This window comes from Microseira sp. BLCC-F43 (assembly GCF_041929235.1).
GTDB lineage: Bacteria > Cyanobacteriota > Cyanobacteriia > Cyanobacteriales > Aerosakkonemataceae > Microseira.
Genome location: NZ_JBHFNP010000186.1, coordinates 1 through 23260, shown reverse-complemented (window position 1 = coordinate 23260; position 23260 = coordinate 1). Strand labels below are relative to the sequence as shown.

Here is a 23260-nt window from a genome sequence, read left to right as displayed (position 1 = left end):
ACCGGGGAGGACGCCTTCGCCTCGCGCGAGTGGCACCGCCCCCCCCCCCCCCCCCCCCCCCCCCCCCCCCCCCCCCCCCCCCCCCCCCCCCCCCCCCCCCCCCCCCCCCCCCCCCCCCCCCCCCGCCCCCCCCCCCCCCCCCCGCCCCGCGGGCGCCTTCAGGTTCGCCCCTCAGGGGGGCTTTCAGGTTCGACCATGGGCAAGGGGGGGCTTTCAGGTTCGACCCTGGGCAAGGGGGGCTTTCAGGTTCGACCCTGAGCAAGGGGGGGCTTTCAGGTTCGACCCTGGGTCAGGGGGGCTTTCAGGTTCGACCCTCAGGGGGGTTTTCAGGTTCGACCCTGAGGGGGGCTTTCAGGTTCGCCCCTCAGGGGGGCTTTCAGGTTCGATTCTGAGCAAGGGGGACTTTCAGGTTCGCCCCTGGGTCAGGGGGGCTTTCAGGTTCCCCCCTTGGCAAGGGGGGCTAGGGGGGATCGGCATTTTGCGTGGGTAAGTCCTGTACTATTTAAGGTCGATAAATTAATCTTTCAGGGGCAACTTCTTGGCTTTTTAGTTTATGACGATGTAAATCGCCATAAATGTTAAGATAATCAAGCTCATCAGGGGAGAGTTTTCCTTGTTTAACGCCACTTATCGCAGCATCAATTTCTTCACGCCGTTGTAAACCCATTAAACAGATATCTACACAGTTTTGCGTTAAAGAGTAACGATATAAGTCTGGAACAGAAGGTCGCCAGCACTTGGCTGGTAAACTAGGGGGAGCTTCCCAAAGCACTCCTGTATGAGAGCCAGTAGATTTAAATGTGACAATACCTGGTCGCTGCCTATCTTGCTCATCAAGTTGATTAAATATTAAGTCTTGAGCAGAGCGATGGACAACATTATGCCTGACCATGACCACATCTAACAGGGGACTACATAACCATTGTTGAGCCAGTTTTAAATCGTGGAAAGAGGCGCCAATATAGCGAAGAATTCCCATTTTTTTAAGACGATCTGATGTGCAAAGTATTCTTTATACGGTTCGTTGATAAACAGAATTACAACCTTTAACTTCTTGAGAAATATTTAAGCAATCATTCAGAACAGACCCATCATTAGACCCGATCCAACCCCAAAACAACACGTCAATGTAGTCAATTTTCAGTTCGCAAAACTGATCCATTAAAGCGCCAAGTAACATTTCTGGACTTTTGATATAAGTAACCGTTGCCAAAACAACTTTTTCGCGAACTGAGGAACCGCGTCCGCATATTTGGCGGATAGCTCCAGCCATGTTGCTATATAAATAATGGTGCAGATCGCTGGAGTAAAAAAAGTAATTGATACCGCGTTCAAAAGCGTAGAGGGTATCTTCACTAGAAATCCCGCCGCCTCCACCCAATCCGAGACAACTGACTGTTAAATCAGTCCGCCCTAGTTTACGATAGAAGGGCAAATCTGATTCTGAAGATTGAGCGATCGCATGGTTAACTTCCCTAACTGTACTTGAGGGTTGTGATACCAAATCCGTGATTAGCATAAGTTTAAGGGAGCGTAGATGTCCTCGGAATTTGAATTTAGGTAAGGACGTTGCCAGTCAATTCCAAGCAGAGAAAATTGCTCGAACACTGATTTAAGGCGATTTTCGGCAGACTCGTCACCTTTTTGTCGAGCTTCTAGCAATCCATTAGCAACAATTTGGCAACGATTCATGCCAAAACTTTCTTGGATAGTAAACTTGCGGTCTGGTTCTTCTGCTAAAGCTAGTCCAGGTGCTAGTAATTTGGTAAAGAGGGGAACTTCTGCTTGAAAGTAAGATTTATTTTCGGTGTAAACAGTTTGGAGAATTTGCCGAAACGCTTGATAGTTACTTTTTTCAAAGTATAGTACACCTGAATCATATCTGCCATAGTCAGAAGGGTTATATAACACTTTGAAAGTGAAAGGAATCTGAATTTCTTTCAGTTTCTGGGTTAAACTTCCCATGATGGCAATAGCACCTTCAGCTTTTAAATTGAAGTATATCCGCGCCGTACCAGCATAATTATCTGGATTACTGAAGGTTTCGCTTCCCAGATTGCTGACTGCTACATAAAAGCCGTTTTGAACCAAATTGGGAGGCATTTTGATGGCAACCGTATCTCCTACAGTAGCCGATTTTTCCGCTGGGGATAAATGGCGATCGCGCTCAATATGCAGAGTTAAACCATGTTTAATTACTGCCAGAGTGCCATCGCTTTCTTCCTTAACTATCTGCCAGCTTGGATCGAAATAGCCTTCTCCCGCATTGCTTTTGTGCAAGAGTTCGTAAAATTCTACATCTACCCCTAGAAAGGTATTATTTTCTAAATTTTGGTAGAGGTTATAATTGGCTAAATCTGATTCCAATTCAGATGCCAGTTTCGTTTGCAGAGAACCATTGTAATAGATACCGTAGAGAAAACTTCTTAGCTGTAGGCTCAAGTATTTATGCTGAACATCCGCAGGCATTTTTTGAAAGCGAGTTACCATTTCTGCGGGAAGTTCCAGTGGTTTATAACTGGGATGACTGACGCAAAAGTTGGAGTCTATTTGAACGTTTTTGGCAACTTCTTGCAGAAAAGTTATGACTTCCATAAAGGTGATTCAGTAACTAAAACTATTTAAGCGGCAACGGGTTCGAGAGCAGTTAATTCAGACTCAGGAGTACCAAAAACTGTGAAGATTGATTGCTCTGGACGGCATAACAAAGTTTTGGCTACCTGAAGCATACAAATCCCTGTATTTCCAAATAATTTTTGGTACTGCATAATTGATTCAATCTGGTGGATTAAACCAAGACCCGTAAATTGCATCACCCGTCTGAGAAAATCGGGGCGGTACTCGAGAATCATGGGAAAATTGCTAAGGTAAGCTTTGGCGAGCGCAAAAATTGAAGGTTGGAGTAATTCTAACGGCGTTTCAGCAAGACGCAAAGATTATTCTATTTGAATGGAAGAAGCTACAACTAAGCTACTTAACCACAGTTGTAGGTAGCTGGCTATTATTGTTCCTAAATCAAAGGCTGGATCTCCCCAAGCACATCGTTCCCAGTCAATCAATCGTAACATCCCTTCATCTAATTGTTTTGGAGACCTTTCCCAATCTTTGTGAATTAAAATATTATTCAATTTTAAGTTGTTATGGGTTAAACAGCAGGGATGCCAAGCATCTTTCAATTCTGCTACTGCTTCTCCCAGGCTACTATAACGTTGATAAAGAATGAAAAATTTCAGACAATCTGGTGGCACCATGCCAAAAATTTATGGACCAATTCGACTGATACTCTTTTCCAATAGCTTAGCGGGATTACTAAATTCAAAATGAGTGTTTTTTTGATAAAATTTTGCTAAAAATTTTTGGCAATTAGGTTGATTGAAAGTGGTCTGGTGTAAAGTTGCTAAAATCTTACCAACAGCAGTGGCTATCGCGCTATCGAAAACCTTTTTTTGCTGATAAAAATTCGCTAAATTGCTGTATTCAGCCAAATAGTTATAAATAATGATTGAATGAGCTTCATCAAAATTTAAAACTGGTACAACAAATGGTTTAAGACGGTTAAAATCCTGAAGATATTGCTGGAGTTGATAAAATTTCCACTCGTTGATCAGTTCGTTTGCGACTCTGCCATTAAAAGCATGACACTCTTGTTTAATTAGAAGCTTCCGCTCCTTGGGCAATCCTATTAACAAGTTAAAATTCTTGGCAGGTGGTAATTTTTCAATCTGGATAGATTCTAAATCTTGCTGATTGCAGAAATCTAAATCTAGTAGATACTGAGAAACATTCTGTGAGGATAAGAGAAATGCCATAGCTACCATCCTAGAAACTTTATGGGAGGCTAACGCCAATGCTTTAACTATTTTGAGTTTGACAGTCTCAGTACTTACGCAAAGAAACCCGGTTTCTCAGAAAAATCGTTGGGAGAGGAAACGAGAGATCGACGGTCTCACCTTTGTTTCTTTTCTCGTCGTGTGTAAGTCCTGAGTCTCTTTAAAAAGTTGACTATTCCAGACTGTACCAAAGGCTGAGCGGACGCATCTCTCCCAGCAAAAATGCGTCAGCTCGCTTGTTTACAATTCCTTAAAACCAATTTAGTGGCTTAGGAGTCGAGTTGCGTGAGAATTTCCACCTGCTCTATTTGTTCCTTTATCCATGCAGAAAATAAATCAGAAGTAATCTTGAGGCGCAATACATTATCCAATTGCGGTTGAATCAGTTCTTCAACTAGAATCAAGTGGATGCCTTTAGAAGTAACTATTGGCTTGAGAATTTGACCGGGAGTTGCGGCAAAGACAGCAGCAGAAATTTCCGGTTTGAGGTCTTGACGACGGACTTTTCCTCGATACCCTGCTGCTCGTCGTAGCTCTGTATCTTGGATATATTGACGTGCCACTTCCGGGAAACTAATCTCGCCTTCCTTAAGCGAATAGAAAAGTTCCATCGCTAAGTCTTCATCATCCAAAACTACTTCACAGATGGCAGCGTGAGCGTAGTCTAGCTGATGTTCGACAAAAAAAGGTTCTACCTTATCGGCAAAGAGATTTTGAGCTAACTTGGAAGAGAGAGCGGAAACATAAACTAATTCTTCAAAATCGTCCAGAGATAAACAATGTTTTTGTAGCCAAGACCAAGTTGCATCAGCACTGCGGAGATTGCTAACTAACCGCAGGTTATCAGCTACTACTTGCAGTTCTTCAGTCTCTATCTGTATTTTTCGTTCTTGTGCTGCCTGAGTTATAATTTTACGAGTCACAATTCCTTCAACAATAGATGGAATTTGGCAGGAAATCTTAACTTGTTGAATGATGTCTTCACGGGAAATAGTCAGCATATTCGACATTTTGACACTCCTTAGATACCTGGTAAACTCTTAATGTTTTACTTGCTATCGACGAGGCATAAGCTGCTGATTTAGAGTTCCAAGCCTCCTTTTTGTAATTTCTTAAATGGATCGAGGATAAAGTCAATAACGCGACGCTGGCGAATAATCACTTCCGCCGTGGCTGTCTGTCCTGGTGTCAAAGCTATACTCTTATTTTGAGCTAGAATAGAAGTTTTATCTAGTGCTATTTCTAGCTCAAAAACTTCAACTTTACCAGGGGGAACATCTACAATTTTGGAGTCGGGAGAAATCCAATTTAAATGACCGGAAACAACCCCATAATCTTGAAATGGATAGGCATCAAACTTCAACTTAACTGGCATTCCTTTGCGGAGAAATCCACTTTCAGAAGTCGGGATTTGTGCTTTAAATATTAATCCTGCTCCTTGAGGTGCGATTTGAGCAATCGTTTGACCGGGTTGTACTACAACTCCAGGACGTTGAATTGGTAAGAGAAAAAGCGTGCCGTCAACTGGCGATCGCAATATTCGTTGCTCCAATTGCAGATTTAAAGCTTGAATTTGAGTTTTGCTTTGAGAAATTTCTGCTGGCAGCGCCGTAATTTGGGTTGGCAAATCTTTCAGCTGTTCCTGACTTTTAAGCACTGCTAATTTGCTAGCATGAGTTAAACTCTGATGGCTGCGTTGCTGTTCTTCTACGCGCAACTTAGCTTGCTCAATATCTGACTGAATTTGTTGAACTAAGCTCTGATATCGGCTGTGTTCTTCTTTTAACCGCAGTTTGGCTTGCTCGATATCCGACTCAGCTTGATGAATAATACTTTGATAGCGGATTTGTTCCTCTTTTAAGCGCAGTTCTGCTTGTTTAACATTTGCTTGCGCTTGCTCTTGCAAGCGTTTGCTTTCTTCTGCCAGCTTCTCCATTTCAACCACTTTAATTTCTGGTACAACACCTGCCTCTAAAAGTTGGCGATAGCGTTGGACTTCTGCCAAATCTTTAAGCAAACGATGATTAGCTAAGTTATAAGCAGTCTTACTGGAAGTAATATTTTGCCGTGCTTGATCGATTTGAGACAGTTTTTCTACTTTTTGCAGGTTATAAGCAGTTTGTTTGGCATCAAGGTTTTGCTGTGCTTGATTTACTTGAGCTAGTTTCTCTTGTTTTTGTAAATTAGAAGCCGATTTTCTAGAATCAAGGTTTTGTTGAGCTTGATTAATTTGCGTCACTTTTTCCAACTCTTGAGCTTGATTTTGATGTTCTTGAACGCGAATCGCCACGTTTAATTGATTTTTCAGTAACTCCAACTGCGCGAGTCGATTTTGTTGAGCTTCCAATTTTGTTTGAGCTTGTTGAAGATCCGTGCGGAGGACATCAGATTCTAGCTCAATCAGAACTTGTCCTGCTTTGACAGTTTGACCTTCTTTTACTTGCACTTTCGCTACGGTTCCAGAGACGATTGTATCCAATCTTTGGGTAGATCCTTTAGGTTCTAATCTTCCTCTCGCACTCCCTGTTTCATCAACCTTTGATAACATCGACCAAGGTAAAATGACTCCAGCAAATATAACTAAAAAATACAGCAATCCTCGCGTCCAAACTCGCGGTAGCGTATCGATTAAATCTTTTGTTAATGAAGACCACTCTTCATTTGTTTCAGGAGATAATTCTGGTTCTAAATTGGCTCTTTCCAGACTGGCTTTATCTACCTCTTCTACTTCTTCTGGCAAAACGGGTTTGTTTTTAACGTGACCGTTTTGATGAAATTTATCTTCTATAGCTGATGGGTTCGGCATAGATTTTGTTAATTATTAAATGTTTGAGTGCCCTAAGTTCATGTTTATGAACTTCGCTTAAGTCTTCTAAATCAATTTCAACCAATAGAACTAAGTTGCTGTTGATTCAGGTAGAAGTATTGACCGCGTTTTGCCATTAATTGGTCGTGGGTGCCACTTTCCACTAAAATACCTCGGTCGAGGACTAGAATTAAGTCGGCATTGCGAACGGTTGAAAGGCGGTGAGCAATCACAAAAGTAGTTCTATTTTGCATAATTTTGGTTAAATTATTCTGAATAATTCGCTCGGATTCTGCATCTAAGTGACTGGTAGCTTCATCTAAAATCAGCAGGCGGGGATTGCCTAATAAAGCTCGCGCGATCGCTAATCTCTGTCGCTGTCCTCCAGATAGCATTCCTCCCCCTTCACCAATTTGGGTTTCGTAACCCATTGGCATCTCTTTGATAAAGTCATGAGCGCCTGCTAATTTTGCCGCTTCCATAATATCTTCTAAAGAAGATTCTGGATGACCGACACTGATATTTTCTCGAATTGTACTGCCAAATAGGAAGGAATCTTGATCGACGACACCAATATGTCGCCGGAGCGATCGCAGGGATAAACTCGTCACATCATAACCGTCAATTAAAACTTTACCTTCGCTGGGCGGATAAAGCCCTAAAATTAGTTTAGAAATCGTCGTTTTGCCCGCTCCACTGCGTCCTACCATCGCTACCATTTGGCCTGGTTTAACTTCAAAGCTGAGATTTTATAACGTGTTAGTATCGCTTTCTGAATGGTAGCGAAATGTCACTTTATCGAAGCGAATATGACCCCTAAGATAAGGCAAAGATTGACGAGTTTGATTTTGCAAGTCTTCTTCTGGTTCGGCATCGATCACGTCATTGATTCGTTCCATTGCAATCACTACTTCCTGTAACTCGTTCCACAGCACGATCAGTCGCTGGAAGGGAGTAATTACATTACCTAGTAGCATATTAAAAGCCACTAGCTGACCGATTGTTAACTCGTTCTGAATCACTAACCACGCGCCAAACCAAAGTAACGCGGTCGTGACGATAGTTTGAATCCCCAAACTAAATACTTGCAGGATATTATTAATTGTTTGTCCCGAAAGCATCGTTTTCAGAGACTTGCCAAACAAGTCTTCCCAGTGCCAGCGTACTGTCTGCTCTACAGCCATAGATTTAACAGTACGAATCCCCGTTAATGATTGAATTAAGTAACCCGTTTCTTCGCTGTAAGCACCAAAAGTTTCCCGAGAAACTTTTTGTAAGAAGGGAGTGGCAATTAGTGCTAGCAGGACAAATGGCGGCACTATTACTAAGGTCAATAGCGCCATTTTCCAGCTGTACCATAACATCAATCCGACGTAGATGACGATTGTGAATAAATCCAGGACAATCGATAAACCTTCCCCTGTCAAGAAGCGCTGAATTTTTCGGTTTTCTTGAACGCGGGAAATAATATCTCCCACATAGCGATTTTAAAAAAAATTGAGCGGCAATCGGAACGTATGACTAATGAACCCGACAATTAAGGCTAAATCCACTCGACTTGCGGTGTGATCCAAAAGATATTGCCTCAATCCCGTAATTGCTACTCGAAATAAGCCAAAAATCAGTAAACCCAATCCAATAGTTAGCAGACTGAGGTCGCTTCGCTGTACGATTACTCGATCTAATAACAACTGGGTAAATAGAGGTGTAATCAATCCGAAAATCTGGATCAGAATCGAGGCAATCAATACTTCTAACAAAATTAGCCAATGAGGTTTGACTAACTCGAAGAATTGCCAGAAAGGTTTACTTGCTTCTTTTGCCGCTTTCAGTAAAGCTGTTGGTTTTAATAAAAGTACGTAACCAGTCCAACCCTTTTTAAACTCTGCATATGTCAGCTGGCGTTGACCGATCGCTGGGTCGCAGACTATTACGCGCCTCTCGTCACTTCATACACCACAATATAGTGCTTTCCCTCCCAATGGGCGATCGCGGGTAATTGTTGTTCTGCCAGCTTGTCTAAACTCGCCTTCACAGGTCGAGTCGTAAACCCAATACTTTCTGCCGCTGCCGACAAACCTCGCAGGGAAGCACCATTGCGATCCACATTAGCAATGTCCCGCAGGCGATTGACGCTAAACTGCTTACCCCAGTAACGACCGATCATCACCAAACAAGCTGCACCGCAGTCAGAGGCACTTTGTTGTGCAAAAAAAGGATAGCGGCGAGTCATTCGCTGCCACAAATGACCGATTCTGAGGCTGGGACTGGGAAAATAAGCTTTACTGACTTTTTTCTGTTTATTTGATTCGTTAGGCGGTAACGGTTTCCTTACCCGCGTTTCCACAGGTTGTGTTGCCACAGATGGGGTAGGATTGGACTTGGTAAGCGCTGCCAGTTGTGGCAAATGCTGTAAAGCTGTTTCCCAGTCGGACTCTTGCAAGCTATAAAGTTGAGTCAACCGCGTCACCTGCCAAGTCCCATTTTTTGGTAGCTGGGAAGTCCCGTAGATATTTCCCACCATTAGCCTTTGACCAGAGGAATGTACCAATTCCCCCTGACGCAGCAACCAAAGTTGTGGATTTTGCGTCAAAGACTTTGGCAGTCTTCCCGCTTCCAAATTATGTGGTTTCAGCAGTGAAAGCACTTGCATCAACTCTTCTGTGGGTGCCTCGTTAAGACCAGCGGTTTGGCGGCAAAGTAGCAGCAAATCTCGCAGGGTTGCTTTTTGATAAAGATGTTCCCGTAAGTTAGGATATTGCCTGCACAACAATGACAAATAATTGCCGGGAATATAGCAGACAATGGAATTAACAGAGGCTCTAATCGCGTAAGTCTGAAATTGTTCTTCTGGAAACAGCGTTAACTCTCCAAAAGATGCTCCCGTTTCTAATGAAGCGACTAAGTTATCGTTACTGTCCAGTAGTCGAACTTTACCCCCCAGAATGATATACATTCCCTCGCCAGCATCTGCTGTTTGCCAAAAACGTTTTCCTGCTGCTGGTTTTTGCAGCTCAGCTTTGCTGCAAAAGTTAACTAATTCTGGTTCTGCCAGAACTAAATTTAATGCTTGCTTTAGTTGCTGCTGTAGCTGCTGATCCGAAAAATCTGATAAATTTTGAGCCATAAATTGTAGAAAATTGACAACTACCGGAGCCGCTACATGATTATTGCCAAACAAAAATATTAAATATTTTCGCTTGAATGGCTTTGATTGACCTTGAAAATATCAATCGTTCCTAAAAAAACTGGTGAGGCAGAAGCTGGTATGTCGCCAATTTTAAAAGCCGATTGTTTTTGAACAAAAACACTATCCTGTTCGATTTTTTCTGTTTTAGAGCGAGTACTAAGCCCCAGTTCCTTGAGAATGCGATTTATGTGGCGATCGCTGACTTCAATCCCTAGTTTTTTGGCTAAATGTTTTTTCAACCATTGGGCTGTCCAACGTTGAAATGGATAGCCATACTCGCGAGGACTGCGGCTTACCAGTTCCTTCAAATGCTCTATATATTCTTCATTAATAGCCTTTGGACGTCCTATTGGTTGGTCGTTCCAGCGATGAGCATTACCAGACCGTGCCATAGAAATCCAATATCTAGCTGTTTCTTGCGAACATTTTAGTTCGTTACAAATTTGCGCCTGAGACTGTCCCATGTCTGTTCGTAGCATGATTTCAATCCGACGACGATACTCCGGACGCAGATCTGTTTCTAGACTTTTCAGCAATAGTTTTCGCTGAAAAGATGTTAAGTAAAGCCCCTGATTTTCCACGGTATACACCTTCTCACTAAAACACTAATTTTTTTGGTTATGACAGATTTTTTTTTATTGCTTCCAACCAGAATAGCAGTATTTATCCAAAAGGTTAATAGACACTTAAATCTGTCTCATGTTTTTCTGCAACCTACCCTATCAACTAAAAGCTTATAGTAGCAGGTATTTTTTACAAAATTTTACAAGCTATTTTACTTATGTACGATCGCCAAATGGATATGATTTAATGAATTTTTTGTAAAGTAGTAAAGTGAAAAAATGAAAATTTCATAAACTGAGAGACTGTTGTTGAGTAAGTAGGTGCAAGTAAATAAATTAAAGATGGCTTAATTCCCAGAGAAATTACGCAAATGGCACAGCGCTAGCAAAAAGCTAATTGGGGCATTAAAAGGCTAAATACTTGATATACATAGGTTTTAATATAGGTAGTCTCACATCTTGCACCAGGGTTATCACCAAAGTTTCTTGCACTTTAGAAACTAGGTTTCTCCAGCCTGATTGAGAAAGCTGCAAGATTTGAGTAGTGGCAAACAAGATACGATCGGGACTTAGGCAAGGGCGTTGCCAGAAACCCTGCCAAACCAACGATTTCTCGGATCGCCCCTTGTTTATTTGCGTAAGTCGCGATGATATCAAAGCTATTGAGCTAACGATCAATTTAGAGATGAACGAGGCACAAGGCAAATTGCTTGTTCTCGACCAGCGCATTGAAGAGCGCGTACAGGCAATTCGCACTCATCGGGACTGGTGGCGTTGTCGGCGCGGCGGCGATAGCTCTTCGCACAACCAATTCCAGCACCAGCTGTTGCATCACCTGTTCGCGGGAGGCAGAGGTAAGCTGCTACGCATTTAAATCCAATAGATTTCTCCAAAAAAGAATCTCAAACCCTTGTCCTGTCTGGAATAAAACCTAATTATTGGAGAGGTCTAATAAAGAGGCGGGCAAGATGCCCACCCCACAAGAAGAAGGCAAAATTTGACTCTCAAATTAGGTGCGTAGCAGCTTATCTTCAAGGGGCGGCAAGACTTTCGCTTCACACTTATAGCGGTTTCAGGACTGACGCACAGAAACAAAGGGCGATCCGAGAAATAGTTGGTTTGGCAACCATAGAACGGAGAAACCGGGTTTCTGGCAACGCCCTTGCGTCAGTCCTGGGTTTGTGACTTGGTGGAATACAGTAGTTGTCTCAGGACTTATATGATGTCCGCCTGATTACCCTAAATAAAAATCTCGACCCGTCACCGTTTCACCGTTCTCCCAAGTCATTCTTAACTATGGGTGTTTCACCGGACATGATATTACGCAGGACGATCTGAGAAACCGGGTTTCTACGTAGATCTCTGGTTGCCAAACCAACAATTTCTCGTAGAAACCCGGTTTCTTTGCGTCAGTCCTGTGTAAGTTAAATTTTGTCTAAAATACGCAGGTACCTGCTTAAAGCCAAACTATGTCTAATCAACCCCTAACTTACCCACTTACGCGCAAAGTAGAGCAAATTGACGAATACCACGGCGTCCAAGTGCAAGACCCCTACCGATGGCTAGAAGATCCGGACTCAGATGAAACTAAGGCTTGGGTGGAGGCTGAGAATTCTGTTACTTTTGAATATCTCAACCAAATCCCAGTGAGGGAAAAAATTAAGCAGCGCCTGACTCAGCTTTGGGATTATGAAAAGTATGACATTCCTTTTAAAAAAGGAAACCGTTACTTTTACTTTAAAAACGATGGGTTGCAAAATCAAAGCGTTCTCTACACTTTAACTTCCCTCGACGGGGAAGCAAAGGTTTTGCTCGATCCGAATCTTCTGTCAGAAGATGGCACGATTGCTTTATCTGGGGCTGCTATCAGCGAAGATGGCAATTTAATGGCATACGGTTTATCTACATCGGGTTCTGATTGGCAAGAATGGAAAGTCCGCGATGTGGAAACTGGCGAGGAGCTTTCTGATAGTATAAAGTGGATTAAATTTTCTGGTGCATCTTGGACCCACGATGGTCAAGGATTCTTTTATAGCCGCTACGATGAACCGAACGAGGCTACTAAACTAGAAGATGTTAATTACTTCCAAAAACTGTTTTACCATCGCTTGGGAACGCCCCAATCTGAGGATATTTTAATCTATCACCGACCCGACCAAAAAGAATGGGGATTCAGCGGCGGTGTCACCGAAGATGGTCGCTATTTGATTATTAGCGTCTGGCGGGGAACCGAACCGAAAAATCTGGTTTTTTACAAAGATTTGACTAATCCAGATGCCGAGGTTGTCGAACTAATTAACGAGTTTGAAGCTAGCTACAGTTTTATCGACAACGATGGCTCTATTTTCTGGTTCCTGACTGACTTGGATGCGCCCCGCGGTCGGGTGATTGCGATCGATATTAACAATGCTGCCCGCGATAATTGGCAAGAGATCGTTCCCCAGGCGGATGAAGTTCTCGAAGGTGTCAGTTTGCTGAATAATCAATTTGTTGCTGATTACTTGAAAGACGCCCATACTCAAATTAAAATTTTCGACCTGAACGGTAATTTTGTCCGGGAAGTTGCATTACCGGGACTTGGTTCTGCCGGTGGTTTTGGCGGCAAACGTTACGATACCGAAACTTTTTATAGCTTTACTGGCTTTACTACACCACCAACTATTTATCGCTACGATATGGTCAGCGGTGAAAGTACTATTTTCCGGCAACCGCAGGTTGATTTTAATCCAGATGACTGCGAGACGAAGCAAGTATTTTACCGTAGCAAAGATGGGACGCAAGTCCCGATGTTTATTACTCACAAAAAGGGGATGCAACTAGATGGAAATAATCCCACTTTGCTCTACAGTTACGGTGGCTTTAGTATCTCTTTAACCCCTAGCTTTTCTGTCAGTCAACTGGTGTGGATGGAGATGGGAGGCGTTTATGCTGTTGCCAATTTGCGCGGCGGTGGCGAATATGGTGAAGAATGGCATCAAGCGGGAATGAAGCTGAAGAAGCAGAATGTTTTTGATGATTTTATTGCCGCAGCGGAATGGTTAATTGCTAACCAATATACTGTTCCTGAAAAACTGGCGATCGCAGGCGGTAGTAATGGCGGATTATTAGTCGGTGCTTGCATGACTCAACGCCCCGATCTATTTGGTGCAGCTTTGCCAGCTGTGGGTGTATTGGATATGCTGCGCTTCCATAAGTTTACCATTGGTTGGGCTTGGTGTTCTGAATACGGTTCGCCTGAAGATCCAGAAGAATTTAAGGCACTTTATGCCTATTCCCCACTGCACAATTTAAAAGCAGGAACCGCTTATCCGGCGACTATGATTACAACTGCGGATCATGACGATCGTGTAGTACCTGCCCATAGTTTCAAATTTGCGGCAGCTTTGCAAGCAGCACATCAGGGCGAGAATCCGGTCTTAATCAGAATTGAAACAAAAGCTGGACATGGTGCAGGAAAGCCTACTACTAAACAGATTGAAGAAATAGCAGATCGGTGGGCTTTTTTGGTGCGATCGCTCAATATCCCAGTTAACTAATTCTGGCAAAAAATACATGGGGCGGGCTTTCCTGCCCACCCCACAAGATTTATAAAATAGGATTGCTTTAACAAAGAAAACCATGCAGCAAAACCAAACTCGCTCCCATTCACCCAACCTATCCACCGTAGACAAGCTCACAGAGTTTGTTCAGAATATTTTTTGAACGGCGGAAGGTAATGTTATCCACGAGCATATTCGTCAAGAGGCTAGAAGACGTGCGGTAGAAGCGGGATGGGCATCAACGGAGGGTACTATTGATGACGAAATGGTCTGTGAAATGCTGGAAATCATGAGAGAGGAGATGAAACAACAGCCTAAAAAATCTCGCGATCCCAAAAAAATAAAGCAGATAGAATCTACCATGAAAGGTATTGGTTGCAAACACTCAAGGCACTCGAACGAGTCAAAATAGATGTATAGTAACTGGAAAATGGAACTAGAAGATTTAATATCTCTATGCCAAAATGGTTCAGAGTCAGAGAAATGTGTGGCGTTAGTAAAGCTGGAAAAAATGGGTATTAAAGCCAAAGAAGCTGTTCCTGTTATAGTCGAACTCTTGGATTTTCCAGAAGATGGTGTTAGGTCAAATGCTGCTTCTGCTTTGGGAAAAATAGCTGACAAAGATGTGGGAGTGAAACTTCTACCCTTGTTAAAAGATCCCGATTCATATATCCGTACTGAAGCAGTGGAATCTTTAGGACTATTAGGATATGCAGAAGGTGTTCGCGATATTGTTGATTTACTTCAAACTGATGAAGATTACTTAGTGAGACTTTGTGCAGCAGAAGCACTGGGAAACCTTAATGACCGGAGTGCAATCCCAGCTTTAATAGAAGCGCTGAACGATCCAAATGAGGGAGTGCGAGCTTATGCTGCGGATTCAATCGGCTTATTAGGAGTTGTCGAAGCTTTACCAATTTTGCAGCAAAAAATAGAGTTTGAATCCAGTTTATTAACAAGAGCTTTTATATTCTCAGCACTTTATAAGATCGGAGATGAAAAATATCTCTTCTCATTAGTCAAAATGTTAGAAACTGTTGATTATAGTCTGGCGATTACTATATTTAACCTAATGGGTTACATAGCAACGCCTCAAAATGCAGCCTTGCTCAAAGAACTTATACTAGCATTCACTCAATCCCGACCTTCCTTAGATCCTCATGAACCTTTATATCCAAATCCTAGCGCTCTAATCAAGCATCTTGACTCGCTGATAAAAAGTGGTAGTGAGGTTAACAACTAGCTTAAGGATTGGCTGAAAGTAGGGGGATATTTTCAGCCACCATATCCTTGACTGTTTTTCCCCGTTCTTTTGCCCGCTGCAATCCGCTATAAACTTCAAGCCAGGGTGTGGAATTTTCCTACGAAAATCTGTCTTTTATCTTCAGGACTTACGCAGGACGAGAAAAGAAACAAAGGTGAGACCTTTATCTCTGGTTGCCTTTCCCAACGATTTTTCGGATCGCCCTTTGTTTCTTTGCCTCGAAAATCGGTCTTTTATCTTCTTACTCAATTAGCAATTAGCAATTAGCCATTACCTATTTAATATTGCGGTTATTTGCTTGACGATAAATCTGAAGCAAGTTGAGAAATTTGGGAAAATCAAAACTTCGGGGGTCAACTTTGTTTCCCGATCTATCGACTTCCCTATGGGTCGTAATTCGCTCCTCCGGAACGTTACTTTGAGCGATGAACCACGCTAGAGTATTATATTGTTCTTCGGTATACCCGCTATGGGTTGGATTTCGATTATCCCACCCATCCTGCGGTGTTTCTAAGGAAATATGATAAGCAAAGTTATTTACAGAGGATGCTAACTTAGGATTTGTTTTTACGGTTTCTTTGCCGTTGGGACTTTCAAATACCGAGTTTCCGGCACCAAATGCTCTTTTGTCTGGCGGAACTATATAAACAACGGTTCCATCTAACTCAATTAAGGTGTGGTAACTTACTTGCTTATTTTCATCGTAGTGAGGTGTTTGGAAAAAATCAATTGCACCTAATGCAGAACCAGCGGTTTCGTGCAAAACTATAATTGGTTGATTGTATACGGCTACGCCATTAATATCTTTAGTAAATCTTTCTCCATAGTTAGTTGGATCTGCCCAGGCTATTTTGTATCTGGGAGTGTACGTCGTTATGGTATTAACAGGATTAAGTTCTGAGTGAGAAACATTTTGAGTAGGTTTTTCTGTTTCTGATTTAACTTTCTCCTGGTTTTGGGAGGATTCAGGTTTAGGTTTTGGATATTGACTCCAAGCAGCTTTGGGATTAAAGTTTACTTTTGTCTTTTGTAGGAGTTCTGCTTCTCCGCTGAATAGGATTACAATCAGGAAAAGCGATAGGAAAAATGTTAGCAGAAACGGTTTAGCTGTCTTGAAGCTAAGTTTCATTTTGCCCAGACTGATAAAAATACATTAAAATATTTTATCCCAATTAATAAAAATTTTCTGTATCACATCAAACCGCAGACTTCGCTAAAATTGCATCGCGAATTGCGATAGCGGTGGCGGGTGCGAGTAAAACTCCGTTGCGATAGTGTCCTGTGGCTAACAATATATTATTGTAACCAGGTAATTGACCAATAATAGGAGCCGGGTATCCTTGGGGGCGAGGGCGCAATCCCGACCAAGTTCTGAGGATGGTAGCTTGGGATAGGGGGGGACAAAATGCGATCGCTCCTGCCATCACTTTATCCAATAAACTCGGATCTGCCACTACTTCCCCAGCATCTGTGGGAAATTCTACCGTCGCACCTACCCAGTATTCTTGAGCGCCGACTGGGACAATATGAATATCATCGCTGGTAATAACTGGCTGAAAATCGGAATTTCCCAAAGGATTTTCGACCCGCAAGTGCAACGCTTGTCCCAATACTGGTTGTATATCAACTTTTTGCGCTAAAGATGCGGTTATCGGTGTCGATCCTAAACCAGCAGATATGACTATCCAATCTGTTTCTATTTGACCATTAGATGTTTCAATCTGATAGGAAATCCCCCCATTGGTGGATGTAATTTCTTCAACGGTGACGCCAAATTTAAAATTTACGCTGTTGCGCTCAGCGGCTTCAACTAAAGCTAAAGTTAAAGCAGAAGGATCGAGTTGTCGGTCTTGGGGAGAATAAATAGCAGCGGTTGTGTTTGCTAAATTTAACTGGGGACATTTAGACAGGACTTGGTCAATATGCCAAATTTCTAAATGCCATCCTTGAGATTGACGAATTTCTACTAAATTTTCCCAATCTGCGACTGAGGGAACTAGCATGAGAATTCCCTGCCGATTGTAAAGGATTTGGCGATTTGTCTTGGCTTCTAATTCGGGGATTAAAGTTTCATAGCGTTGCAGGCTAGTTTGTCGCAACTGCCATGCTTTGCCTTTAATTTTATGGCTGATAATGCCCATTAAAACGCCCAGGGCAGCACTTGTCGCTCCTTGGGCAGGGGGTTGTTTATCCAGGACTGCAATCGATAATCCTGGAATTAAACTGAGTTCGTATGCGATCGCGGCACCCACAACGCCGCACCCGATAATTGTAATTCGGCTCATGTTAGGTAATTGGTAATTGGTAATCGGGAAATTTTTGACATTACCTATTAACTCAAGTTGCTAGTTATCTCAAAAGTGTTGCTAATCGCTAATAGCTAATAGTTAATGTCAGCAATAAAGCTATATTAGCAATTAGCAATTAGCAATTAGCAATTAGCAACTGGCGTTATTACCTATTAGCCATTGTTATGCTTTAGGCGTCAACTCCAAGAAAGCGTTAATGTCTTTCTGGAGCGTTGCGTAAGAGCGGATAGTCGCTTTGTAGTCTTGAGCTTCGGCACCTGCATCGATGCTGAGCAAGTCTTCAATTACCTGTTTCGCGGCTTCTTTCACCTTGGGTTGGTCTTTTGCCAGCAAGTTGCGCTCTACTAGACTCATTTTCGCCCGCAGTTCGCCCAATGGCCCGCGGATGAAGTTTTTGGTAAATACCCAATTTTCTTCTTGGATCAGCTTAGCCAGTTCGGGCAAGCGATCGCGCATGGCCTCAATATCAGAAGTATATTTCTGAATTACTTCCAACTTAGCCGAGGTGTAAGTCGGCGGTTTGACTTCAGTCGGACTGCTACAACTGACCAAAAACACCGTCACACATGCCAACAGAACAGCCATTATTGAGCGGAAACGTCCCATAACCATAATTTTCGCTTAAAGTTACCATTACAAATCTTATCGGCGCAGGAAGCTGATTAAAACATCGCTGACTTGATCTGACCAATGTTCTTGGGGATAATGCCCTGCTTCTGCTAGTTGGCTCAGTTCTACATCCTTCAGCTTACTAGCTAGCTGCTGTGCTGGCTCGAAGGGCAACCAAGGGTCGCGCATCCCCCACATAATTAAAGTAGGCCGCTCAAAGCTGGGTAACCCAGATGCAATTTCTGCCATTGTTTGGGGCAATTGCAAGTTCCGCACCGTCGCCAGCAAACTCCGCCCCGCTGCCGAACTCTTGAGGAAAGGACGCCGATATACGTCTAAATCTTCGTCGGAGATGCCGTAACGGCTGCCTCCTTCTAATGTACGGTCTACCAATAGGGGGTCTTGTGTCATCATATCCCCGACGAAGGGCAAACCCAGTTGTTGAATTTTCCAAGGTAACTTCGTCGCCGTTGAGATGGGAGCATTGAGAATCGCCAAGCGTTCGATTTGTTCTGGGTGACGTAGGGCGTATTGAATGCCTACAGAACCCAAAAATCCCTGGATGACGAGGGAGAACCGCTGTAGTTCCAACGCTGCGAGCAAGGCAGATAGCGCCTTGAGATAGGCATCGGGAGTATAAGCAAAGTCTCGCTTGTCTGGTTTTGCGGAGAAACCACTGCCTATCCAGTCGGGTGCGATCGCTCGATACCCTTTTTCCGCCAAACTTGGCATTACCATAGTCCAGCAAAAACTCTGGGAAGGCAACCCGTGCAGCAGCACTACTGGTAACCTGTCACTAGGCCCCAAAGGGTTTGCTTCCCGATAAAACCATTGCAGCGAACCAACTTCTATAGAGTTTTCCGTTATCGACACTGTTGTTATTGCACCGTTCAATCGCCGTGGTTTGAGCTTACCGCCCCGTGGCTGTTTTGGGCAAGTTCAAGGACGGGGGGACGCTAAGGACGCTAAGGACGCTAAGGACGCTAAGGACAGTCCCAGGGGATTCCTACTGGGAAGAAGACGGGTTGAATCGGAGACGCGGCGACGCAGTGACTGTGATTAAAAACTCCCCGCATCTCCATCTCCCCGCGTCTCCCCCTCTTTGCCTCTTCTTGGTCGGTTGGATTTTTATACCCCAATCGGTTGCGAAATATGAAACCTGTTGTTAAACTTAACCACCAAAGTAGTGCCACTCTTGAGTCCCATACAAAACGTGAACGCAGCTCAACAGGCCACCAACATTGAAATTGCCACTAAAATTGCCGCCGTCGTCAATCTGTTTAAGTGTCAATTCCCGGATGCAAGGGCAGACCTCAAACCCTGGAGTAACGATCCCGACACCCGAAAGTTAGTCGATCCCGACTCGATCGATATAGGCTTTCACTTGCCTGGATGGAGTCCCAGGTTTCAGTGTCGCAGTATTTTGGTGCAAATTCGCTTTTATCAAGACCCGGTAGATAGTTCCCGGCGAGCGATCGGAGTAGAAACGGCTGGGTTTAACCATCAAGGAATTGCGTGGCGATTTTCAACGGTTGAAAGCTGGAATTTTGAAGGCGAATGTCAGCCTGTCGCAGATATATGCGAAAAGCTGAAACATTTTTGCAGGCAGGTTTTTGAGTTGTTCAATGGTTAAGATTTTGTTGTCAGAAACCCGGTTTTTACAAAAAACCGGGTTTCTTGGCGCGGCGATCTAGTAGGGAACGTGGGAAAATCTTCGCGTCAGTGACAAAAATTATTGATGCATTAACCATCGGGTAGGGGCACGGCTTAGGAAAATCTTCCCGTCAGTGACAAAAATTATTGATGCCGTGCCCCTACAACAACGATCTTTGTTGCACGGAACTGAAAATTTTAGTGGGAAAATCTTCGCGTCAGTGACAAAAATTATTGATGCATTAACCATCGGGTAGGGGCACGGCTTAGGAAAATCTTCGCGTCAGTGACAAAAATTATTGATGCCGTGCCCCTACAACAACGATCTTTGTTGCACGACTCTGAAAATTTTAGTGGGAAAATCTTCCCGACAGTGACAAAAATTATTGATGTCGTGCCCCTACAACAACGATCTTTGTTGCTTATTGATGCATTAACCATCGAGTAGGGGCACGGCATGATTAACGTTATCTGTTTTTGCCCAATAGGGTTGCTTGGCGCCGCGATCGAGTAGGGGCACGGCATGAGAGAAGTTATCTGTTTTTGCCCAATAATTATGATGCCGTGCCCCTACGGATTGTAATATCTTATGAATCGGTAGATCCTAGTTTCCGGTAGCGAACCAGGATAGTCATCACCCGATCTGAATTCGGTACTGGCGTCAAGGGACTCCACTCGTCAACTTGAGCAAATCCGCTGGCGTAGAAATTGCGGATCTGTTCTTGCACTCCTTCGCGGGAACTGATAATCAAAAACTGCACTTTTTCCCGTTCCGGTTCAAAGGCGTCAGAATTAGGACGATCCGATCCGGTAGAGTCCGAGAAAAACTCTTGCGCCATGATATTTTCTCCTGTTTTTTGGATGAGAAACCAAAAAATCTAGCCACCCCGCAGGCAGCGCAAAGCAGGGTGGCTAAGGAGAATGTTAAAATTCTCATTTAGCCTCCACACTGTTGATACCAGTTTGGGGGTCAAGCTGTCCTTTGCTGTTGCTAGCGGCATTGGACAGCGTTACTAGATTTTTGGCGGACACGGGTTGCTGTCGTTGAACTAGAGCAACCTTAAAGAGAGAGCATAGCCCGATTGGGGACAGCCGTCAAGATGCGGTTACGAATCTTTAGGGAATGATAGGACGCTCCAAGTTTGTGGTAGGGGCACGGCATTAGTAATTTTGTTAAACTACCCGATATATCTGGGTTGCCGTGCCCCTACTATCTGGGAATTCGTATTGACAATCTTAACAATCCGTTCTTTGGCGAAAGCAAGTTTGTAGGGTGGAGAAAAATTAAAAATGCGACAATAGAGCCGTAAAAAAGAGGCAAAGGAGCAGTTAATTAATGTCTCAGAACCAAGAGGGAAAGTTGTTGCAGAAATCCAGAACATTCCAGAAGACAAGTTAACGGAACTGCTTAACCTGATTCATGGCTTTCGGCTGCGGTGAGAACCTGCTAGTTTTCCTCCCCACTCCATTATGAACAGGACTTACGCACTACGCGCCAACCATGACTACCACTCCAAAATACCAGACTAGCGAATTAGCCGAGGGAGGCTGGCGTAGAGAAATTATTACCAACCCAGATGCAACCACAGACTACATCCAAGTTCCGCTAACTTCTGAAGAATTTCTCCACCCACAAGAGGGATACCACTTGCCGAACAGCACCTTTCACGACAACGCTGCGGGTGACGCAAAAGATATGCTAACCCGTCGCTACGCCAAAGATCCAGAAACTGCGGTCTTTAGAGATCTGGTGATTAAATGGGATATTCCCCGTTTGCGCGATCGTTGTCTTGATGTTTATGTAGTCTTTGGGGTGAAGAATAAAGCGCAAAACCGCACTGAGTTTGTTGTTGCCCAAGACGGGGCGCGTCCCTGTTTAATTATGGAAGTAGTTTCTCCCCGCTACCGCAAAGAAGACCGCCAAATAAAAGTTCAACAGTATGCTCAAGCTAGCGTTCAAGAGTATGTCATGATCGATTGCCGTACCCAACGAGGGCAAGTAATATAGGACTTACGCAAAGAAACTAAGGTGATATGAAAAATCGTTGGTTTGGCAATCAGAGAGCAATGAAGAAACCGGGTTTCTTTTCTCGTCGTGGGTAAGTCCTGTAATAGAAGAAGTATTGGGCTATCGACTGGTGGAGGGGCAATATTTACCTTTAACCCCTGATGATGATGGACGTATTCTCTAGGAAACTGTTGGGTTGTGGATCGGTTTACAAGATGGGCGCGTGGTGATGGAAGATGCCCAGACGGGTAAGCGCTTACTGACTTCCGGTGAATTAGAAGAACAAACAGCAAGATTGGCGGAACTTTTACGCCCCCAGGGGATCGATCCAGACCAAGTTTAAGTCCTCGCAGAACAGATAATAACGTAGAGAAACCAGAGTCATCCCAGGGTTAGAAAGCAGGTTTCTTTGCCCAAAACGATCGCGTGGGCGATCCTTTTGGGCATTCTAAATTGGAAAACCAATCTAGAACTCGATCCACATGGCGACGAATCAATTTAGCACCACGTTAACCCAAAAAGACCGGGATGAAGTCATGGCTGCTATTGCCACAATTAAGGAAAAGCTGCCGTTTTTGATTGACTTGACGCCCGAACAGCGCAAGTCTTTGCCGAAAATGGGGGATAAGAGTCGGGCATTTGTCAGCAAGGCGTTGGAAGTGGCGACGCAAAACCCAGACTTTTTGCCGCGAAATTTTGATTTGGAGGAAATGCGGAAGGACGTGCAATTGTTCGAGCAATTGTATCCGCTAGTGCTGTCCCTGGCGCAGTTGCAAGAGTTGGTAGATGATACCTGCGTGGCGGTGGGTAGCGAAGCCTTTGCCGCGGCGTTGCTGGTGTATAGTTATGCCAAAGCTAGTGGTGAGGGGAGTGGATTGGATACCCTGGTTGAGGATATGGGGCAGCGATTTGCGCGGAAACCTCGGAAGGTCAAGCCTCAAGAGAGAACGATGCAGAAAAAAGCTGGATAATTTGACAACAGAGGTGCAACGTTGAAGCTCGTAGCTCGAAGTTTCGAGTTCCTAGCTCGAAGTTTCGAGTTCGTAGCTCGAAAGTTTTAGTTTTAAGCTCGAAGTTTCGAGTTCGTAGCTCGAAGTTTCGAGTTCGTAGCTCGAAATTTCGAGTTCGTAGCTCGAAATTTGGCATTGCCAGGGATTTTAATCCCTGGTTGATCGGGAAAGTCGGTAAATTAGCAGTAGTAGCACGGCATCAACAATCGTGGAAGCAAATGCAAAGTATGATTGTTGCCGTGCTACTACGGTTTGTTGACGCAGCGATCCCCCCCAACCCCCCTTACCAAGGGGGGTTGGGGGGATCGTTGCACTCACCGCCAGAAATGAAAAATCCTTGGCTGATCGGGAAAGTCGGTAAATTAGCAGTAGTAGCACGGCATCAACAATCGTGGAAGCAAATGCAAAGTATGATTGTTGCCGTGCTACTACGGTTTGTTGACGCAGCGATCCCCCCCAACCCCCCTTACCAAGGGGGG

The 23260-nt window shown here is 43.9% G+C and carries 24 protein-coding genes and 2 pseudogenes; 9 read left to right on the top strand and 17 right to left on the bottom strand.

Annotated features, from left to right (window positions below; genetic code table 11):
* Positions 1–502: 502 nt before the first annotated feature.
* From ACE1CM_RS26055 to ACE1CM_RS26000, 12 genes and pseudogenes are all read right to left on the bottom strand, one after another.
* Positions 503–979, bottom strand: coding sequence for a hypothetical protein (locus ACE1CM_RS26055; protein WP_374881761.1), 477 nt, complete (start codon positions 977–979; stop codon positions 503–505).
* A gap of 33 nt (positions 980–1012) precedes the next feature.
* Positions 1013–1519 (bottom strand): hypothetical protein, encoded by a 507-nt coding sequence (locus ACE1CM_RS26050; protein WP_374881760.1) that lies wholly within the window; start codon positions 1517–1519, stop codon positions 1013–1015.
* Complete coding sequence (locus tag ACE1CM_RS26045; protein ID WP_374881759.1) at positions 1513–2595, bottom strand: T3SS effector HopA1 family protein; 1083 nt, start codon at positions 2593–2595, stop codon at positions 1513–1515. Before ACE1CM_RS26045 ends, ACE1CM_RS26050 begins: the two co-directional genes overlap by 7 nt.
* 26 nt (positions 2596–2621) lie before the next feature.
* On the bottom strand, positions 2622–2933 hold the full coding sequence (locus tag ACE1CM_RS26040) for a hypothetical protein (RefSeq protein ID WP_374881758.1): 312 nt from the start codon (positions 2931–2933) through the stop codon (positions 2622–2624).
* 3 nt (positions 2934–2936) lie between these two features.
* A complete protein-coding gene (locus tag ACE1CM_RS26035) occupies positions 2937–3251 on the bottom strand; it encodes a phosphotransferase family protein (protein ID WP_374881757.1) in 315 nt (104 codons plus the stop codon).
* A 9-nt stretch (positions 3252–3260) separates the two neighbouring features.
* Entirely contained in the window at positions 3261–3809 is a 549-nt protein-coding gene (locus ACE1CM_RS26030; RefSeq protein WP_374881756.1) for a hypothetical protein, read from the bottom strand.
* A gap of 290 nt (positions 3810–4099) precedes the next feature.
* Positions 4100–4840, bottom strand: coding sequence for a peptidylprolyl isomerase (locus ACE1CM_RS26025; protein WP_374881755.1), 741 nt, complete (start codon positions 4838–4840; stop codon positions 4100–4102).
* Positions 4841–4911: 71 nt separating this feature from the next.
* Positions 4912–6636: an HlyD family efflux transporter periplasmic adaptor subunit gene (locus tag ACE1CM_RS26020; protein WP_374881754.1), complete on the bottom strand. Its 1725-nt coding sequence runs from the start codon at positions 6634–6636 to the stop codon at positions 4912–4914.
* Positions 6637–6713: 77 nt separating this feature from the next.
* Complete coding sequence (locus tag ACE1CM_RS26015; RefSeq protein WP_374881753.1) at positions 6714–7355, bottom strand: ATP-binding cassette domain-containing protein; 642 nt, start codon at positions 7353–7355, stop codon at positions 6714–6716.
* Positions 7356–7385: 30 nt separating this feature from the next.
* A pseudogene (locus ACE1CM_RS26010) lies at positions 7386–8803 on the bottom strand (peptidase domain-containing ABC transporter).
* A gap of 600 nt (positions 8804–9403) precedes the next feature.
* A pseudogene (locus ACE1CM_RS26005) lies at positions 9404–9763 on the bottom strand (cyclic nucleotide-binding domain-containing protein); the annotation flags it as partial.
* Positions 9764–9822: 59 nt separating this feature from the next.
* On the bottom strand, positions 9823–10407 hold the full coding sequence (locus ACE1CM_RS26000; RefSeq protein WP_374881752.1) for a transposase: 585 nt from the start codon (positions 10405–10407) through the stop codon (positions 9823–9825).
* Positions 10408–10933: 526 nt separating this feature from the next.
* Here ACE1CM_RS26000 and ACE1CM_RS25995 point away from each other — a divergent pair.
* From ACE1CM_RS25995 to ACE1CM_RS25985, 3 genes are all read left to right on the top strand, one after another.
* Complete coding sequence (locus ACE1CM_RS25995) at positions 10934–11263, top strand: hypothetical protein (RefSeq protein ID WP_374881751.1); 330 nt, start codon at positions 10934–10936, stop codon at positions 11261–11263.
* 595 nt (positions 11264–11858) lie between these two features.
* Positions 11859–13925: a prolyl oligopeptidase family protein gene (locus ACE1CM_RS25990; protein ID WP_374881750.1), complete on the top strand. Its 2067-nt coding sequence runs from the start codon at positions 11859–11861 to the stop codon at positions 13923–13925.
* Between the two features lie 433 nt (positions 13926–14358).
* On the top strand, positions 14359–15171 hold the full coding sequence (locus tag ACE1CM_RS25985) for a HEAT repeat domain-containing protein (protein ID WP_374881749.1): 813 nt from the start codon (positions 14359–14361) through the stop codon (positions 15169–15171).
* 295 nt (positions 15172–15466) lie between these two features.
* Here ACE1CM_RS25985 and ACE1CM_RS25980 read toward each other — a convergent pair whose 3' ends face one another.
* The 4 genes from ACE1CM_RS25980 to ACE1CM_RS25965 all read right to left on the bottom strand — a co-directional run bounded on the left by ACE1CM_RS25980 (position 15467) and on the right by ACE1CM_RS25965 (position 18983).
* On the bottom strand, positions 15467–16321 hold the full coding sequence (locus tag ACE1CM_RS25980; RefSeq protein WP_374881748.1) for an N-acetylmuramoyl-L-alanine amidase: 855 nt from the start codon (positions 16319–16321) through the stop codon (positions 15467–15469).
* Positions 16322–16388: 67 nt separating this feature from the next.
* Positions 16389–17477, bottom strand: a complete 1089-nt coding sequence (locus ACE1CM_RS25975) for an NAD(P)/FAD-dependent oxidoreductase (RefSeq protein ID WP_374881747.1) — start codon at positions 17475–17477, stop codon at positions 16389–16391.
* A 186-nt stretch (positions 17478–17663) separates the two neighbouring features.
* Positions 17664–18113, bottom strand: coding sequence for a photosystem II protein PsbQ (gene psbQ, locus ACE1CM_RS25970; RefSeq protein ID WP_374881746.1), 450 nt, complete (start codon positions 18111–18113; stop codon positions 17664–17666).
* Between the two features lie 30 nt (positions 18114–18143).
* On the bottom strand, positions 18144–18983 hold the full coding sequence (locus tag ACE1CM_RS25965) for an alpha/beta fold hydrolase (protein ID WP_374881745.1): 840 nt from the start codon (positions 18981–18983) through the stop codon (positions 18144–18146).
* 340 nt (positions 18984–19323) lie between these two features.
* Between ACE1CM_RS25965 and ACE1CM_RS25960 the strand changes: the two genes are divergently transcribed.
* Entirely contained in the window at positions 19324–19743 is a 420-nt protein-coding gene (locus ACE1CM_RS25960; RefSeq protein WP_374881744.1) for a hypothetical protein, read from the top strand.
* Positions 19744–20350: 607 nt separating this feature from the next.
* On the opposite strand, the gene ACE1CM_RS25955 is transcribed toward ACE1CM_RS25960, so the two are convergent.
* Positions 20351–20602 carry a hypothetical protein gene (locus tag ACE1CM_RS25955; protein ID WP_374881743.1) on the bottom strand — a complete coding sequence of 84 codons (252 nt, stop codon included), beginning with the start codon at positions 20600–20602 and terminating at the stop codon, positions 20351–20353.
* A gap of 662 nt (positions 20603–21264) precedes the next feature.
* On the opposite strand from ACE1CM_RS25955, the gene ACE1CM_RS25950 reads away from it, so the two are divergent.
* From ACE1CM_RS25950 to ACE1CM_RS25930, 5 genes are all read left to right on the top strand, one after another.
* Positions 21265–21771 carry a Uma2 family endonuclease gene (locus tag ACE1CM_RS25950; protein ID WP_374881742.1) on the top strand — a complete coding sequence of 169 codons (507 nt, stop codon included), beginning with the start codon at positions 21265–21267 and terminating at the stop codon, positions 21769–21771.
* A 37-nt stretch (positions 21772–21808) separates the two neighbouring features.
* Entirely contained in the window at positions 21809–21955 is a 147-nt protein-coding gene (locus ACE1CM_RS25945; protein WP_374881741.1) for a hypothetical protein, read from the top strand.
* Between the two features lie 12 nt (positions 21956–21967).
* The gene (locus tag ACE1CM_RS25940) at positions 21968–22114 is read left to right on the top strand and encodes a hypothetical protein (protein WP_374881740.1); all 147 of its coding nucleotides are present in this window, start codon (positions 21968–21970) and stop codon (positions 22112–22114) included.
* 139 nt (positions 22115–22253) lie between these two features.
* On the top strand, positions 22254–22742 hold the full coding sequence (locus ACE1CM_RS25935; RefSeq protein ID WP_374881739.1) for a hypothetical protein: 489 nt from the start codon (positions 22254–22256) through the stop codon (positions 22740–22742).
* A 257-nt stretch (positions 22743–22999) separates the two neighbouring features.
* Positions 23000–23260 (top strand): hypothetical protein (locus tag ACE1CM_RS25930; RefSeq protein ID WP_374881738.1); only part of this gene is annotated, 261 nt, incomplete at its 3' end.

Coding starts and splice junctions, on each gene's coding strand:
- ACE1CM_RS26050 (WP_374881760.1), bottom strand. CDS start 1,519: ATGCTAATCACGGATTTGGTATCACAACCCTCAAGTACAGTTAGGGAA.
- ACE1CM_RS25950 (WP_374881742.1), top strand. CDS start 21,265: ATGACTACCACTCCAAAATACCAGACTAGCGAATTAGCCGAGGGAGGC.
- ACE1CM_RS26035 (WP_374881757.1), bottom strand. CDS start 3,251: ATGGTGCCACCAGATTGTCTGAAATTTTTCATTCTTTATCAACGTTAT.
- ACE1CM_RS26030 (WP_374881756.1), bottom strand. CDS start 3,809: ATGGCATTTCTCTTATCCTCACAGAATGTTTCTCAGTATCTACTAGAT.
- ACE1CM_RS25935 (WP_374881739.1), top strand. CDS start 22,254: ATGGCGACGAATCAATTTAGCACCACGTTAACCCAAAAAGACCGGGAT.
- ACE1CM_RS25955 (WP_374881743.1), bottom strand. CDS start 20,602: ATGGCGCAAGAGTTTTTCTCGGACTCTACCGGATCGGATCGTCCTAAT.
- ACE1CM_RS26045 (WP_374881759.1), bottom strand. CDS start 2,595: ATGGAAGTCATAACTTTTCTGCAAGAAGTTGCCAAAAACGTTCAAATA.
- ACE1CM_RS25985 (WP_374881749.1), top strand. CDS start 14,359: ATGGAACTAGAAGATTTAATATCTCTATGCCAAAATGGTTCAGAGTCA.
- ACE1CM_RS26025 (WP_374881755.1), bottom strand. CDS start 4,840: ATGTCGAATATGCTGACTATTTCCCGTGAAGACATCATTCAACAAGTT.
- ACE1CM_RS26015 (WP_374881753.1), bottom strand. CDS start 7,355: ATGGTAGCGATGGTAGGACGCAGTGGAGCGGGCAAAACGACGATTTCT.
- ACE1CM_RS25980 (WP_374881748.1), bottom strand. CDS start 16,321: ATGAAACTTAGCTTCAAGACAGCTAAACCGTTTCTGCTAACATTTTTC.
- ACE1CM_RS25990 (WP_374881750.1), top strand. CDS start 11,859: ATGTCTAATCAACCCCTAACTTACCCACTTACGCGCAAAGTAGAGCAA.
- ACE1CM_RS26020 (WP_374881754.1), bottom strand. CDS start 6,636: ATGCCGAACCCATCAGCTATAGAAGATAAATTTCATCAAAACGGTCAC.
- ACE1CM_RS26055 (WP_374881761.1), bottom strand. CDS start 979: ATGGGAATTCTTCGCTATATTGGCGCCTCTTTCCACGATTTAAAACTG.
- psbQ (WP_374881746.1), bottom strand. CDS start 18,113: ATGGTTATGGGACGTTTCCGCTCAATAATGGCTGTTCTGTTGGCATGT.
- ACE1CM_RS25975 (WP_374881747.1), bottom strand. CDS start 17,477: ATGAGCCGAATTACAATTATCGGGTGCGGCGTTGTGGGTGCCGCGATC.